Source organism: Aequorivita aurantiaca, assembly GCF_030410135.1.
GTDB classification, from domain to species: Bacteria; Bacteroidota; Bacteroidia; order Flavobacteriales; family Flavobacteriaceae; genus Aequorivita; species Aequorivita aurantiaca.
Window position 1 is genome coordinate 372,865 of sequence record NZ_JAUGQQ010000001.1, and the last position, 15,182, is coordinate 388,046.

The following is a 15,182-nucleotide window of genomic DNA, read 5'->3' on the forward strand; positions in this document are numbered from 1 at the left end:
AATTTTGGAACTACTAAAATCTCCATTAAAAGATTGTTTTATACTGAAACCTACTGTATTTAGGGATGAACGGGGAATTTTTTATGAAACCTACAATCAAAATGCTTTTGAAAAAGCCACAGGGCTTAAAATTGATTTTGTACAGGACAACCAATCTATTTCCTCAAGAGGTGTGTTGCGCGGACTTCATTTTCAAAAGGGCGCAATGGCGCAGGCAAAGCTGGTAAGGGTTGTAAGTGGAAGGGTGTTGGATATTGTTGTAGATATTCGAAAAGAGTCAGAAACCTTTGGGCAATCCTTTTCAGTTGTTTTGGATGATGTGAACCATCTCCAACTTTTCGTTCCCCGCGGGTTTGCTCACGGATTTATCACGCTCTCAGATCAATCGGTGTTTTCGTATAAATGTGATAATTATTACGATAAAGTTTCGGAAGGCGGTATTATATATAATGACGCAACCTTGGCGCTGGATTGGCATCTTCCGAAGGAAGAATTTATTATTTCAGAAAAAGATTTGCAACTTCCCAATTTCAGGGAAGCAATTACATGAAAAAAATATTGGTTACAGGGGCGAACGGACAATTGGCGAAATGCATAAAAAATGCGGCTCCCCATTTTCCCGACCTTCAATTTATCTTTGTTTCAAAAGAAGAGCTAGATATTCAAGATGCCGGTCTATTAAGGGAGTTTTTCCAAAAGAATAATTATTCACACTGTATTAATACGGCGGCATATACAAATGTGGAGAAGGCGGAAAGTGAACCGGAAATAGCTTTCACAATCAATGCCGAAGCAGTAAAAATCCTGGCAACCGTTTGCAAGGAAATGAATGTTATATTGTTTCATATTTCCACAGATTATGTTTTTGACGGGATTAAAAATTCTCCATACATTGAAACTGATCCCACAAATCCTATCAATGTTTATGGGGCTTCCAAATTAAAGGGGGAACAATACATCCAAGAAATTTTGGATAAATTCTTCATTTTCCGAACGTCGTGGCTCTATTCACAATATGGGCATAATTTTTTGAGAACGATCATCAAATACGCCGACGAAGGAAAACCACTAACCATAACCACGGAACAAACGGGAACGCCTACAAATGCAAATGATTTGGCAAATGCATTATTACAGCTAATTGAGCAAGATTCAATAAATTATGGCGTTTATCATTTCAGCAATGAGGGTGAAACCACATGGTATGGCTTTGCGGAAGAGATACTCCGGCAGAGAGGAAAATTAAAAGATACAAACCTTGCAAAAACCAACCATTACCGTACTTTTGCCGCTCGGCCGGAGTACAGTGTATTGGATAATGCAAAATTTAAAAATACATTTACAGTTCCTGCCGTAAATTGGTTGGAAAGTTTAGATATAGTAATTAAAAACCTATTGGATAACAAATAGTTTCATTATGGCACAGAACAATCACGACGAGATAGATTTAGGATACGTTTTCAAAAAGATTTCAGCTTTTTTTAGATCTTTTGTTAAGCTTATCTTCTTAGTTGTAGCCTTTTTTGTAAAATATATTATTGTATTGATTATATTAATTCTTATCGGCGTAGGAATCGGATATTATGTTGACAAAAATGCAGTTAAAGTATACGATAACCATCTAATCGTAATCCCAAATTTTGAGAGTACGCAGTATCTATATGAGAAAGTGGAGGCCCTTTCATCTAAACTCAAAGATCGCGATCTTGATTTTCTTAAAACAACAATTGGCACCCACTACACAGAGCTTGTAAATTTAGAAGCGAAACCTATTGTGGATCTCTTCAACTTTGCCGCAACAAGTCGTGAACGCGTGGATCTATTCAAGGTTTTAACGGACAAACAGGATATACCTGACTATGTAAAAGATCCCCAAAACTTTCAGTATTTCAAATACCATCATATAACAGTTAAAATAAAAGGGAAAGCACATTCTAAAGAAATTGTTGCAGCTATAGAAAAGTACCTTAATGACAATGAACACTTTGGTGAATATATGAAAGTGAACAGAGAAAGCACCCAGTTTAGGATAGAAACTTCCAAAAAAACAATTTCACAAATCGATAGCATATTGAATTCCGCTGCTTCGATAGATAAAGGCAATAGCAATCTTCCATCTGTAATGGTAAGTGATAATAGCCAACTCAACGACGTAATTCAGTCCAAAGACCGTATGCTGTACAATCTTTTAAAATTGAATATGCAAAAGGTTGATGAGCAGAGTATAATAAAAATTGCAGCTATTAATTATAATGTTTCAGATTTTTCACGGTTTCGTTTAAATAATAAAGTTTTCTATCCACTGATGCTGGTTCTCCTCTTTTCCGGTTTTTTCTTTTTAAGACATCTTTATAGAAAAATGAAGCAAATTGCTGAAACCGATGAGAATTAGCAGCCATGAAGAAAAAAAATCTCATTGTCTTTGGAACAAGACCTGAAGCCATAAAAATGGCACCACTGGTGCGAGAATTTTTGAGAAATGAAAATTTCGACACTAAAGTTTGCGTGACTGCGCAACACCGCGAAATGCTCGATCAAGTTTTGAATTTCTTTGAAATTGTACCGGATTATGATTTAAATCTAATGCGGCCAAATCAAAACTTATTCAGCCTTACCGCCACAATCATCGAAAATATGAAACCGGTTTTAGATGAGGTAAAACCAGATTATGTGTATGTTCACGGAGATACCACTACATCTATGGCTGTTGGTATTGCAGCGTTTTACAGCGGCGCCAAAATATGCCACGTGGAAGCTGGCTTACGTACTTTTAATAGGCAATACCCTTTCCCTGAAGAATTCAACCGTCAACTCACCGGCAAAATTGCCGATTATCATTTTTCGCCAACAGAACTTTCCAGGAAAAATCTTTTGGCCGAAAACACCAAAGAAGAAAATATTTTGGTAACCGGAAACACTGTTATCGATGCCCTTCTTTATGGCATTGAAAAGGTAAACGCAGAAGATTTTGTGGATGCAGAAATTGAAAAGTTGAAAACTGTTCTAAATTTTCAGAAAAATGTAATACTTGTTACAGGTCATCGAAGAGAAAATCACGGAGAAGGACTTATAAATATATGTTCAGCACTGAAAACTATCGCAATGAACAATTCAGACGTGGATATAATATATCCCGTTCACCTCAATCCAAATGTAATAGGGCCTGTTAATGAACTGCTTGATAGTATTGCAAATATATATTTGGTGCCACCACTAGCATATCCAGCATTTATCTGGTTGATGGAAAAATCATATTTAATCATTACGGACAGTGGCGGGATTCAGGAGGAAGCGCCAAGTTTAGGAAAACCGGTCCTTGTAACTAGAACAACTACCGAACGCCCAGAGGCAGTTCAAGAGGGCACTGTAATTTTATTGGGAACTGATACTGATAGAATAATTAAGGAAACCGAAAAGCTATTAGAAAACACCGACTATTATAAAGGAATGAGCATGTTGCATAATCCATACGGTGATGGTAAAGCAACAAAACGGATCGTAAATTTTATAGAAGCTTTATAAAATGGAAAATAAACCCACAGTGGTAATGATGGGATTGGGCTACATAGGCTTGCCCACCTCAGCCCTGATAGCTAGTAAGGGAATAAATGTAACAGGAATAGATATTTCCCAACATGTAGTTAATACTATAAATGAAGGTAAAATCCATATAGTAGAGCCCGATCTGGATGGTTTAGTCCATCACGTGGTAAAGCAAGGCTATTTGAAAGCTTCTACACTGCCAGTAGTTGCCGATGTTTATTTAATAGCTGTTCCAACGCCTTTCAAGGAAAATTATCAGCCGGACCTCTTTTATGTGGAAAGCGCGGTTAAAAACATTATTCCTACTCTTCGAAAAGGAGCACTGGTTATTCTGGAATCAACCAGCCCCGTTGGAACAACGCATAAAATCCAAGAGATTATTTTCAAGGAACGGCCGGACATAAAGGACGAAATCTTCATTGCTTACTGTCCTGAGCGTGTACTACCGGGAAATGTAATTTATGAATTGGAGCAAAATGACCGTGCCATTGGCGGAATAGACGAAGAGTCCACAGAAAAGGCAGTTTGGTTTTATAAACATTTTGTGAAAGGGGAACTGCATAAAACAAATTCACAAACCGCAGAAATGTGCAAATTGGTCGAAAACTCTTCCCGGGACGTTCAAATTGCCTTTGCAAACGAACTTTCCATTATTTGTGATAAAGCTAATATAAACGTTTGGGAATTGATTCGACTGGCCAACAAACATCCCCGAGTAAACATATTACAACCTGGAACTGGAGTTGGCGGTCATTGTATTGCGGTAGATCCATGGTTTATTGTTTCCGAATTTCCAAAAGAATCAAGAATAATTCGTGCTGCTCGTGAAATAAATAATTATAAGACAGAATGGGTTATTGAAAAGGTAAAAAACGCAGCGCTACAGTTTAAAATAAATAGTGGAAGGGAGGCTGTAATAGCTTGTATGGGCCTAGCGTTTAAACCCAATATTGATGATCTACGTGAATCACCTGCCCTAGTGGTATCTGAGGCATTAAAAAGTGACGGATTCAAGACGCTGGATGTGGAACCGAACCTTAAGAATGAAACGGATCACGTATTTATACATATCGATAAAGCCATAGAGAAAGCTGACATCTTAGTGTTTTTGGTAGCTCACAACGAATTTAAGAATCTTACGTTACCCCAAAATAAAAAAATCCTGGATTTCTGCGGGGTTCTAAATTAATCGCGTTGTGGAAAGGCTCACGCTACTTTTTTTAAAACTAAAAGAAAGAGGTTTTTTCCATCTTATAATTTCAAATTATTCGGTTCAGTTCATCGTTTTTGGTTCCAGTTTGCTAATAGCAAAAATAATGTCACCCACTGATGTGGGAATTATAAAAACCATCGAAACTTTTGCCAATATGGCCATAGTCTTGGGTAGTGGGGGAGTTATTTTTGCAATCCTAAAAGTTATTCCGGAACATAAAGACAGCGCAATTAGGCGGCTTTCTTTAATTTTTTCTTTGAAATATGCACTAATTTTTTCATTTGCGGTTTTTTTGTTTTTCAATCTGCTGGCTTACTCTGGCTTTGTCTCAGAGGACCAGGCGCTTGTGTACTGGTTTCAGCAATATTCCTTTCTTATTATTCCTTCCGTTTTGACAATGGTTTTGATAAGATATTATCAAGCCATTGATAGGTTTAAGAGAATCAGTACCGTGGTATTTTATCTGAAGTTACTTTCCGCAGTCTTCGTTCTTTCCTTCACCTACTTTTTTTTTATACGAGGATATGTGCTTTCAATGGTTATCTCAACCGTACTGGCAACGCTTATACTACTTTATGATCTTCGTAAAGAAATTGGTGATAAATCTATCAGTGAACGACATTTAGAAATTCGTCAAAAAATTATCGCCCTGTCCAAAACTGCATTTATGGCACAGGTCATCGATCAGCTTAAACTGCAATCCGGATTCCTGATTGCAAATTATGTTATATTGGACCGGGAAATATTTGGTTTCTATGCGTTTGCACTTATTTTAACGCAGGGCATAAATATAGTTGCATCCAGCGTTCAGCAATTTATAATCCCTAAAATGTCTGAAACCTCGGGAAATCTTACTGTCTTTTTTCAAAAATATAAGATGTTCGAAAAGCGTTTCAATATTATAGCTGTGATAATATTTATTGGTGCACAAGTGTTTTTGCCAATAGCAGTTAACTTAGTTTTTGGGGATAAATATGACGGAGCAATACTAATTTTAAGAATCATGCTCGTTGGTTGGCTTATAGAAGCATTGTATGCCCTCAAAGGGGTTATCTTTCTTAGTTTGGGGAAAATGAAATATATAAGCTATGCCTCACTCACCATCTTTTCAATCTCCGTGCCTGTGATTTATTATTTGGATGTTAAATATGCAGCTATTGGTGCCGCCTGCGCCTATGTTTTCCAAAATTTGGTAAGTTTGGGAGTACTGAATTATTTTGTACGTAAAGTTTCAAAACATACGTGATAGCATAAAATTTTGAATTAGAATATGAAAATCTTTAATTTAAGGACTCAGGTAAATGAAATTCTAACGAATAGCCTCATCCTGTTCCCTTTTATCCTCATCTTTCTTTCAGAGATTTTGCTTCCTATTGTTCCAATGGTCTCGTCCGTTTTTAAGGTCGGAGCTGTGCTTTATATGTTTCTATTCGCCATTATAAGCTTAAAATTTCATGCAAGTTTTTTAATACTCCTTGGATTGTTTATTCCTTTATTTATCTACGGAATTTTACACTCCTTTAATATTTACGCAGCAATTTCCGAAGGAATCAGGTATCTTTTTCCTATTTCGGTTTTAATGTATGGATACGCCATAAGACGCCATTTTAAATTTCTTCTTATGGCATTTATCGTTTTTGTGATTATAAATGATCTATGGCAAATTGTGAACTATGTAAATTGGTATCGCGGGGTAACACAATGGTTTTATAATACGGACATATATGGAAATCGGTATTTTAACGCTTCTTCTGGAATTATACGGGCTACCGGCATCGTTGGGTTTTTTGGATTATTTGGATTTATCAATCTCATTGCTTTTTTCTTGACGCGACGCTATTATACCGGCAAATGGAAGACCCTGCTTCTCTCTAGTTTTCTAATTTCACTGTTTTTAAGCTTTTCCTATAAAACCATTGGCGCATTATTAGTGCTGCTTTTTTTACAGTATAAAAACAAACTAAAATTTTTTCAAATCGTTGGAATATTGTTTGTAATAGCACTAATCGCCATCCCCAAGGTTGTTGCAAGTATGGGGGAAAGTATTATTCTTCGATTGGAGCAATACGTAACAGAAGGCGATTCTGCTAGAGCGGAATCCTATCGGGTAATGTTTGCCGAAATATCCAACTTTAATCTTTTTGGTCGAGGAGTAGGTTCTTTTGGCGGGCCGGCTTCGGTAACTTACAACTCCCCCATTTATAGTGAACATCATTTTAATTGGTTCTATACAATTGATTTAACAACAACAGATACTTTTTTCCCCCATTTATTTGTTGAGATGGGCCTAATTGGCGGTCTACTCTATTTGTTGGTTCTTTTGGCGCCCTTAACGCTATCGTGGAAACGGGATAAGTTCAAACTCGTCTTCGCAGTCTATTTCGCCCTCTTTTTTGACGCTCTATTTTCGTACTCATTAAATAATATTGCCTTTTTAATAGTTTCAATAGGCTTTCTATATCCACTGTATTTTTATCGGGAAGAGGAACCAATATTAACAGAAGATGTATATAACCCTATTGATTCGTGAATTATGAATCAAATGCCACCACATAGAGCCGTTGTAATAATTTGGGGATTTTTATTGGTGTTTCTTGTGATTGATTTTATGAGAAAAGCAAATGTCAATTACGTCCAGTTCAATTATGAATGGGATATTTCGAAAGTTATAGGTACATTGGGCGTGGTTGAGGTGGATTCTCTTGCAAATGATTATATTTCCATTGAAAATAAATTTGGGCTACCACTAAACTTTACCCGAAATAATACCTTTTTGTTAAAAAATGGGCAAGAAAGTTATTTCAGGGCATCCGAAATACTCTCCGATAGTTCCAAGATTGTTTTTTCAGGAGTTAAATGGATTAACCAAATTCCAAAAAAAACAAGTGAACAAAACAGTATTGACATTATTGATTTGCCGCTCATACAACCCGAAGGCAAAACGACAGTTACAATTGGCGATTCACAAATAATATGGCGCGAGGCTCGCGAACTTCGTAAAAATTTACTGCAAAAAGAAAAACTGTTTTTTATGGGAACCGAGACCGATGCCTACGGCTATCCATATGAAGGGGGTACATTTGATACTTCGTCAGAAATTTTGCTAAAATCAAAAAACGCACCAACCGCGGCCTATTATATATTGTTTTTCGGTGCTCAGGATAAACGAACGGATATACATCTGTTGCATCAAAACATTTGTGATATTTTAGAAACTCTTCAAAATAAACCAACAACTGAGAACATTTTTGCCGTTACCTTACCGCCTTCAACAAATCCAATATTTGACGCTTATAATAACCTATTCAATACCCATTTGCAGGAATGTGTAACCCAATTTAAGAATGTTCAAATAGTGGACTTGCATCATTTCTTAATGGATAAAACAGACTATTTAGCCCAAGATGAAGTACATTTAAATACCAAAGGATATCTATATCTAAATAAACTTTTAATTCAAGAAATTCCGTGAGCAAATTGAACAATATACGCGAACAGTTTTTCTTTGGTTCCCTCATTTTAGTGGTTATAAGCTTGTCATTACCAAAGTATAGTCTTAACTCCCAAAGCATCATTGCCTGTGTATTTTGCTGGTTGTTTTATAGCCCGTTAAGGGAAAAATATAATAATCTAAGGAAGAATATTTGGCCTTTTTTGCTTCTCAGTTCCTTTTTTTGGATTTCGCTATTGGGGTTCCTTTATACCGAAAACATGAAGGAAGGCATCAGAAATTTTGAGATGCAACTTCCTTTTTTGGTATTCCCCCTGATATTTTTTTCGGTGAAGCTAACTGAAAAAACGAAATTGACATTACTAAAATATTTTTCCTACGGGATAGTTGTTTCAGCAATTTTCGCCCTTTTGAAGGCCGGTTATTTCAAAATGAATAATTTCGGCGACTATTTCTATTACGACAAGCTGGGTCAGTTGTTGGAAATACACACAACCTATTTCGCTATGTATGTAATAATTGCCTTGCTTTATTTTGTCAGTTTTATTTCCCGCAATACATTTAAAAAACGCTTGATATATGGATTGTGTATTGTCTTACTTTTATTTTTCCTCTACCTTTTGAGCGTTCGAATAAGCATCCTATCCTTGATGGTGAGCGGGTTAATATTGATTTACGGGAATAGAAAGGCAATAAATCCCAAAACTGTATTTTTGCTTGTTGTGGGCGCTTTGTTAACAATGCTATTCTACTTTACACCAAATTTCCAGAAAAGATTTAATGCAAAAACGCCTGAAGGCATCGCTATTTCTGATGTGGATGCTCGAACACGGCATTGGATTTCGGCGCTAGAGGTGATTGGACAGCACAATTTATTTTTTGGTGCCGGAACCGGAGATGGCCACGCACTTTTATATGACCAGTATCTAGAAAATGGGTTTGAGACGGGTTATATTTATCAATACAACGCTCACAACCAATTTTTGGAAACAACCTTATATTATGGTCTACTCGGGCTCGTATTTTTAATTACAATAATCCTTAGCATACTAAAAAAATGCTATTGTCTTAAAAATTATCTTGGAGGTGCAATAATACTTACCCAAGTCGTTTTTATGATTACCGAATCCACATTGGAAAGTCATAGCGGCATAGTTCTTTTTGCTTTCTTTACCGCTATGTTGGCTTCCCGAACCATTTCAGGGAATGAAAAACTAATTGATTTGAGCTATTAAAAAATGAAGAAGAATATATTAGTAATAGGGCCGTATTCTGCAATTGGAGGCGTAAGTATTCATATAAAGAGACTTGCCGCACTATTAAGCGAGAAGCATACTTTTACGTTTATCGATGAATCGCCCAGAACTAATACAGAAACAAATGTATTTAATTTAAGAAGTAAAAACTTGGCTGAATATTTCAGGTTATTAAAGGCAGCCGATATCGTTCACATACATACTGGAATTTTGTGGCTTCTGTACATACATGTTTTTTTGGCTTTTGTCTTTAGAAAAAAAATTATAGTCACAATTCATTCGTTAAGCAACCTTAACAAAAAAATGTCCATATTGATAGCGCAATTATTTTTATCCTTGGCCTCTAAAACAATAATCGTCAGTGAAGAAATTTCCAATAAATTTAAATTAAAAAATAAGATTGTTCTTCCCGCCTTCATCCCCCCGGATATATCACAGGAGGCTGATTTGCCGCCAGCGATTTTAAATATTTTAGAAAAAAACAGGAATAAAAAAATAATAGTAAATAATGCTTTTAAGCTAGTTTTATTCAAGCAACAGGATTTATATGGATTAGATTTACTAATAGATGTTGCGCGGATGATAAAAGGAAATAATAAGAACTATAAAATAATTTTTGTGATAGCTTCAATGGATGAAAAACTAAATCTTTATGACCATTATGCGCGTGTAATTCGAGAAGAAAACCTGGAGGAAGTAATTTCATTGATACCATATTCCATTTCCTTCGTAAAATTAATGTTGGAAAGCGATTTAGTAGTACGTGCAACAAATACGGATGGTGATGCAATAACAGTTAGGGAAGCGCTATATTTAAATAGGCCCATCATAGCATCTGATGTTACCTTCAGGCCTGAAGGGACAATTTTATTTGCAAATAGGGATAGTAAAGATTTATATTTAAAAATTAATGAAGTTTTGAATGAACCAACTAAGGAACCTAAAAGCTTTTTAAATAATCCGGTTTCAAATTATCTGGATAAGTATGAAAATATTTATTGATTTTGCTTTTTCGATTGCCTCAACCAAAAAAAGGCTCCCGGACAATACGTATGCTATGTATATAAATTTAAATGGCAAAAATGGGCACATGTTATTAAGCAAATTGACATATCGTTGTTTAGGATATTTCTCAACTTAAAATCAATTGGAGTACTACAAAATTTAATAAATTTTATTGATATACTCTTAATCAAATACATTAATGACCACTATTGTAAAATTTAAAGATATCGAATTTGACGAGATTGTTTCAATTGAGCAAGAAGATATTTTCATTCCAGATAGGCCAGAGTTTACCAATAAATACAGAAAAATGTTGTTTTTTGCTCTTCATGAGGGAATCTTTAGGTCCTACCATAAAATTAAATCTAAAACCGATAAGCGAGTAAATCTAAATAAACGATATACCTTGATCGTTATAAAACATAATAATTCTTTATATACTAATCTTAGTATCCAAACTTCAACCAGAACCGATGATTTCATAATCAATAATAAATTTAGACTAGTTTCTGTTCCACCAAAAATCAGTGATTTAATTCCCACACAAAAGTTTAATCAATTTGTTGAAGATGAGCAGACCCCAATGGATATATCCTTCAATCTTAAACCTACCCAAGATGATCCTAAAACTGTAAGATCGAAAAAAGGGGTGTTTCTATATGGGTTGGGAGATTACGCCCGGGTATATATAGCCCCAAATATTAAAAAGCTTTCTAAGGTTTTTTGTGTAGATTATAGCCACCGACTTGCGGAATATTATGCTACTACCTTCAAGTATCAAAACTTCGGAATAATTCCGGAAGATAGTTATTTATACCTTCAAGCAATAGAAAAACCCCTGGCCATTATTGCCACATATCATTCCGATCATACAAGAATTGCGGAAGAAATATTTAACATCAATCCCAACACATTGATTTTTATCGAAAAGCCGCCATGCGTTACGCTGCAGGACATAAAAAACTTGGCGGCCCTATATGATAAAAATGCATTAATTGAAGTTGGATATAATCGAAGATTTATAGCTGTGAATCAAGAAATTAAAGCAGCGACATTTCATCAACAAAAGGTTATTAATATATCGGTGAAGGAAATTTTAATAAATGAAAGCCACTGGTATTTCTGGAAAAATCAAGGTACCCGCATTACTGGAAACCTTTCTCATTGGATTGACTTAGCAGTATATTGGATTGACGGTTTTCCCGAGGAGATTACCTTACTAAGTAGTCCGTCAAAAGATGAGACCTTGACTGTCTCCATCCTGTTTTCTGAGGGATCTTTGGTGAACATAATAGTTTCCGATAAAGGAAATTCTTTGCGTGGTGTTCAAGAACAAATCGAGATTAGAACCAGGAATGAAACATTTTTTATCGAGGACTATCTAAGATATACCAGAATTAATGGCGATGGCTCCAAAGTCATCAAAAAAACCCTCAACAGAGATAAAGGTCATAATGCCATGTATGAACATCTAACCAAGATTTATATTAATGGTTCCGCAACATCGTATACCAAGACAGAATTAATGAAATCTGCATTAACAACATACCATATAGCGAGAATGTTCCAAGAAAATGAGCGAAATTTTAAATTAAACCCGTCGCTCTTTCAAATGGAGTAAATCGTATTTTCACAATTCATACGAACCGTGTGTGCGTTCCCAGGACAGTTTCGGAACGTTCCGTTGTATGGGAAAGAACATTTCTCAAATAAGCTATTTTTCAGCCACGATTCTAATTTGAGTAATGTCAGATTTATAGAATCTTTGAAATGTAGAGCGAAAAATGTGGTAAATATACCCAGACACATGAAACAGATTGCTGCCCAGGACCTTACGAAGGAATGTATAGCCTGGTGGGTTGGTAAACTTTAAATCTTTAACTTCTAAAACTGTAAATCCTGCATGATTAAAAAGATTGCCTAAGTTTATTTCTGCCCAAGTAAAAAAATGATTGTGAATATTCCCCTCCACATACTTTTTGCGCCGTTCATGGGGTACAACAAATACAATTTTTCCTCCACGTTTTAATTTCCTATTTAAATATTTAATTTCTTCGAGGGGATTCTCCACATGCTCTAAGGCGTGGTTCGAAATTATTACATCGGCCCAGCCGTCTTCAATAGCATCTGCATTTTTAAAGGAAGTTATACCAATTGTTTTGGCGAATTCACGGGCCGTATCGTTAATTTCTATCCCTATTTTATTTTTACATTTTAAATTTTTAAGTAAATACCCCCCTCCAGAACCAAAATCTATAACGTTATCGGTTTCTTTAATATAATCCTTGAATTTGAATATATTAGAAATTCCACCGAATTCACCTCGCGCTTTTTGCCATCTAAAATAATCTTCATTATAATGTTCCATTATTTAATATGTATAAGTATGTATGATTTGCAAATATAGCAAAGCGCATTATCCTAAGCTCTTGTGATGGTTAATAAAATCTTCAATTCTATTATATTCCTTACCAACAGGTTGTTTTCTTAACTTCATTTTCTTACAAAGCCTCACCTCAATACTCAAAAAACCTTACTTTTGCACAAAATCCGCAAAAATGAAACAAGTAATCCAAAACTTTAAAACGGGAGAATTATATGTCGATGAGGTACCAAATCCTTCAATTTCGGAAAACATGGTACTTGTAGAAAACAAATTTTCCCTTATAAGCGCAGGAACTGAAAGAGGAACCGTAAAAGTTGGGAAAGCAAGTCTTATTGGCAAAGCCAAGCAACGCCCTGATCTGGTGGCTCAAGTGCTTCAAAATATAAAAAAGGAAGGCTTAAAAGCCACGATTGATAAAGTTAAAACAAAACTTGATTCTCTAAAAGCATTAGGTTACAGTACGTCGGGGATTGTTGCCGCTTCAATGGACGGCAATAGCAAATTCAAACCCGGCGATCGTGTTGCCTGTGCTGGGCAAGATTACGCCTCTCACGCCGAGATGGTTTCCATTCCACAGAACTTGGTAGTTAAAATTCCTAACAATGTTTCTTTCGAAGAAGCCAGCTTTACAACTTTGGGAGCTATTGCCTTGCAAGGCGTTCGCCAAGCAGAGCCCCGATTGGGAGATAAAATTTGTGTAATTGGGCTTGGCCTCTTGGGTCAACTAACAGTGCAATTGTTAAAGGCAAATGGTTGCCGTGTTTTTGGGGTAGATCTATCCAAAAATTTGGTAGACCTCGCTATCAAAAGTGGTGCGGATGGGGCAATGTTACGAAGCGATTCAAATTTAAATACAGCCATAGACAATTTTACAGAAGGTCACGGTTTTGATAGTGTAATCATCACCGCCGCTGCCCCCAGTAATGACCCTATTGAACTTTCCGCAGTAATAAGTCGTAAAAAAGGCAAAGTAATAGTTGTAGGTGCCGTAAAAATGGATATTCCCCGAGATCCTGATTTTTACAGAAAGGAATTAGAGCTTAAAATGTCCACATCATATGGCCCTGGCAGATATGATAATTCATATGAAGAAGATGGCATTGATTATCCTTTTGCATACGTTCGTTATACCGAACAACGGAACATGGAAACCTTTTTGGACCTCATTTCTCAGGGAACTGTAAAATTGAAGAACCTTATAACCCACACATTTGATATTTCAGAAGCAGAAAAGGCATATGATATCGTTTTGGGAAAAGTAGAAGAACCCCACATTGGTATTCTGCTATCCTATCCGGAAAGTGAATCTAAAAAAACAACATTTGTTTCCGTTCAGTCCAATGCCGTTTCGGCTGTAAATATTGGATTTATTGGCGCGGGTAGTTTTGCCCAGAGTTATTTGATACCCTATACCAAAAAAGAGGGGGCTTCTCTGGATACCGTTGTTACCACCAAAGGGATTACTGCGAAAAACGTTGCTTCAAAGTTTGGTTTTAACAATGCCTCTTCCAATGCTCAGGACGTAATTAACAATACAAAAATAAACACGGTCTTCATTGCCACGCCTCACAATAGTCACGCCTCCTACACTATGGAGGCCTTAAAAGCAGGAAAAAATGTTTTTGTTGAGAAACCCTTGGCGATGAATTATGAAGAATTGGAGGAAGTTAAAAAGGTTTATTCGGAAAACAACCAAAAATTAATGGTAGGTTTTAACCGAAGGTTTTCCCCAATTTCGGAAAAAATTAAGGCTGAATTCAAAGGAAACGGTGAGCCAAAAGTGGTGAACATACGTGTAAATGCCGGCTTCATTCCAAAGGACCATTGGACCCAAAATAAAAATATTGGTGGAGGAAGAATCATTGGCGAAATGTGCCACTTTATAGATTTGATGCAATATTTCACGGAAGCGAAACCTGTGAAGGTGTATGCTGCAGCTATCAAAACCGACAACCAAAACCTAACTTCTGAAGATAATATTTCCATTACCATATCATTTAGCGACGGCTCAATAGGTAATCTACTGTATTTAGGGAATGGTGATAAATCCCTTCCAAAGGAATTGATTGAAGTTTTTTCCGGCGGAAAAGTGGGCAGGATTCACGATTTCAGGAAAGGTGATTTACATAAAGGGAACAAACAAATAAAACTGAAGTTGGACGGAAAAGGCCACAAACAGGAAGTTGAAGCCTTTTTGAAATCCTTAAAACAAAACATTGATGCGCCTATTCCTTTTGAGTCTATTTATCTTACAACACTAACCACCTTTAAAGTTTTGGATTCATTGGCAACAGGATTGCCGCAGGATATCTAGCACATAATATTATT

Annotated in this window: 13 protein-coding genes; 12 read left to right on the top strand and 1 reads right to left on the bottom strand. The window is 36.1% G+C overall.

What is annotated here, in order from left to right; translation table 11 throughout:
* Positions 1–4 precede the first annotated feature (4 nt).
* The 11 genes from rfbC to QRD02_RS01815 all read left to right on the top strand — a co-directional run bounded on the left by rfbC (position 5) and on the right by QRD02_RS01815 (position 12,089).
* Positions 5–550 carry a dTDP-4-dehydrorhamnose 3,5-epimerase gene (gene rfbC / locus QRD02_RS01765; RefSeq protein ID WP_290253173.1) on the top strand — a complete coding sequence of 182 codons (546 nt, stop codon included), beginning with the start codon at positions 5–7 and terminating at the stop codon, positions 548–550.
* Positions 547–1,410 (top strand): dTDP-4-dehydrorhamnose reductase, encoded by an 864-nt coding sequence (gene rfbD / locus QRD02_RS01770; protein ID WP_290253174.1) that lies wholly within the window; start codon positions 547–549, stop codon positions 1,408–1,410. The genes rfbC and rfbD overlap by 4 nt, the downstream gene beginning before the upstream one ends.
* Positions 1,411–1,417: 7 nt before the next feature.
* Entirely contained in the window at positions 1,418–2,392 is a 975-nt protein-coding gene (locus tag QRD02_RS01775; RefSeq protein ID WP_290253175.1) for a hypothetical protein, read from the top strand.
* A gap of 5 nt (positions 2,393–2,397) precedes the next feature.
* Complete coding sequence (wecB, locus tag QRD02_RS01780) at positions 2,398–3,522, top strand: non-hydrolyzing UDP-N-acetylglucosamine 2-epimerase (RefSeq protein ID WP_290253176.1); 1,125 nt, start codon at positions 2,398–2,400, stop codon at positions 3,520–3,522.
* Position 3,523: 1 nt separating this feature from the next.
* Positions 3,524–4,732 carry a UDP-N-acetyl-D-mannosamine dehydrogenase gene (gene wecC, locus QRD02_RS01785; protein WP_290253177.1) on the top strand — a complete coding sequence of 403 codons (1,209 nt, stop codon included), beginning with the start codon at positions 3,524–3,526 and terminating at the stop codon, positions 4,730–4,732.
* Positions 4,733–4,739: 7 nt separating this feature from the next.
* Entirely contained in the window at positions 4,740–6,002 is a 1,263-nt protein-coding gene (locus QRD02_RS01790; protein WP_290253178.1) for an oligosaccharide flippase family protein, read from the top strand.
* A 375-nt stretch (positions 6,003–6,377) separates the two neighbouring features.
* Positions 6,378–7,286, top strand: a complete 909-nt coding sequence (locus QRD02_RS01795; protein WP_290253179.1) for a hypothetical protein — start codon at positions 6,378–6,380, stop codon at positions 7,284–7,286.
* Positions 7,287–7,298: 12 nt separating this feature from the next.
* Positions 7,299–8,228: an SGNH/GDSL hydrolase family protein gene (locus QRD02_RS01800; protein WP_290253180.1), complete on the top strand. Its 930-nt coding sequence runs from the start codon at positions 7,299–7,301 to the stop codon at positions 8,226–8,228.
* Positions 8,229–8,560: 332 nt separating this feature from the next.
* Positions 8,561–9,442, top strand: coding sequence for an O-antigen ligase family protein (locus QRD02_RS01805; RefSeq protein ID WP_290253181.1), 882 nt, complete (start codon positions 8,561–8,563; stop codon positions 9,440–9,442).
* A gap of 3 nt (positions 9,443–9,445) precedes the next feature.
* Positions 9,446–10,465 carry a glycosyltransferase gene (locus tag QRD02_RS01810; RefSeq protein ID WP_290253182.1) on the top strand — a complete coding sequence of 340 codons (1,020 nt, stop codon included), beginning with the start codon at positions 9,446–9,448 and terminating at the stop codon, positions 10,463–10,465.
* Positions 10,466–10,667: 202 nt separating this feature from the next.
* Positions 10,668–12,089, top strand: a complete 1,422-nt coding sequence (locus QRD02_RS01815) for a Gfo/Idh/MocA family oxidoreductase (protein WP_290253183.1) — start codon at positions 10,668–10,670, stop codon at positions 12,087–12,089.
* Between the two features lie 93 nt (positions 12,090–12,182).
* Here QRD02_RS01815 and QRD02_RS01820 read toward each other — a convergent pair whose 3' ends face one another.
* Positions 12,183–12,836 carry a class I SAM-dependent methyltransferase gene (locus QRD02_RS01820; protein ID WP_290253184.1) on the bottom strand — a complete coding sequence of 218 codons (654 nt, stop codon included), beginning with the start codon at positions 12,834–12,836 and terminating at the stop codon, positions 12,183–12,185.
* A 190-nt stretch (positions 12,837–13,026) separates the two neighbouring features.
* Between QRD02_RS01820 and QRD02_RS01825 the strand changes: the two genes are divergently transcribed.
* Positions 13,027–15,168, top strand: coding sequence for a bi-domain-containing oxidoreductase (locus QRD02_RS01825; protein ID WP_290253185.1), 2,142 nt, complete (start codon positions 13,027–13,029; stop codon positions 15,166–15,168).
* Positions 15,169–15,182 lie beyond the last annotated feature (14 nt).

Excerpts from the sequence above, each read along its gene's own strand:
- QRD02_RS01810 (WP_290253182.1), top strand. The coding sequence starts at position 9,446 with ATGAAGAAGAATATATTAGTAATAGGGCCGTATTCTGCAATTGGAGGC.
- QRD02_RS01795 (WP_290253179.1), top strand. The coding sequence starts at position 6,378 with ATGGCATTTATCGTTTTTGTGATTATAAATGATCTATGGCAAATTGTG.
- QRD02_RS01800 (WP_290253180.1), top strand. The coding sequence starts at position 7,299 with ATGCCACCACATAGAGCCGTTGTAATAATTTGGGGATTTTTATTGGTG.
- QRD02_RS01825 (WP_290253185.1), top strand. The coding sequence starts at position 13,027 with ATGAAACAAGTAATCCAAAACTTTAAAACGGGAGAATTATATGTCGAT.
- wecC (WP_290253177.1), top strand. The coding sequence starts at position 3,524 with ATGGAAAATAAACCCACAGTGGTAATGATGGGATTGGGCTACATAGGC.
- QRD02_RS01815 (WP_290253183.1), top strand. The coding sequence starts at position 10,668 with ATGACCACTATTGTAAAATTTAAAGATATCGAATTTGACGAGATTGTT.
- QRD02_RS01820 (WP_290253184.1), bottom strand. The coding sequence starts at position 12,836 with ATGGAACATTATAATGAAGATTATTTTAGATGGCAAAAAGCGCGAGGT.
- rfbD (WP_290253174.1), top strand. The coding sequence starts at position 547 with ATGAAAAAAATATTGGTTACAGGGGCGAACGGACAATTGGCGAAATGC.
- QRD02_RS01775 (WP_290253175.1), top strand. The coding sequence starts at position 1,418 with ATGGCACAGAACAATCACGACGAGATAGATTTAGGATACGTTTTCAAA.
- wecB (WP_290253176.1), top strand. The coding sequence starts at position 2,398 with ATGAAGAAAAAAAATCTCATTGTCTTTGGAACAAGACCTGAAGCCATA.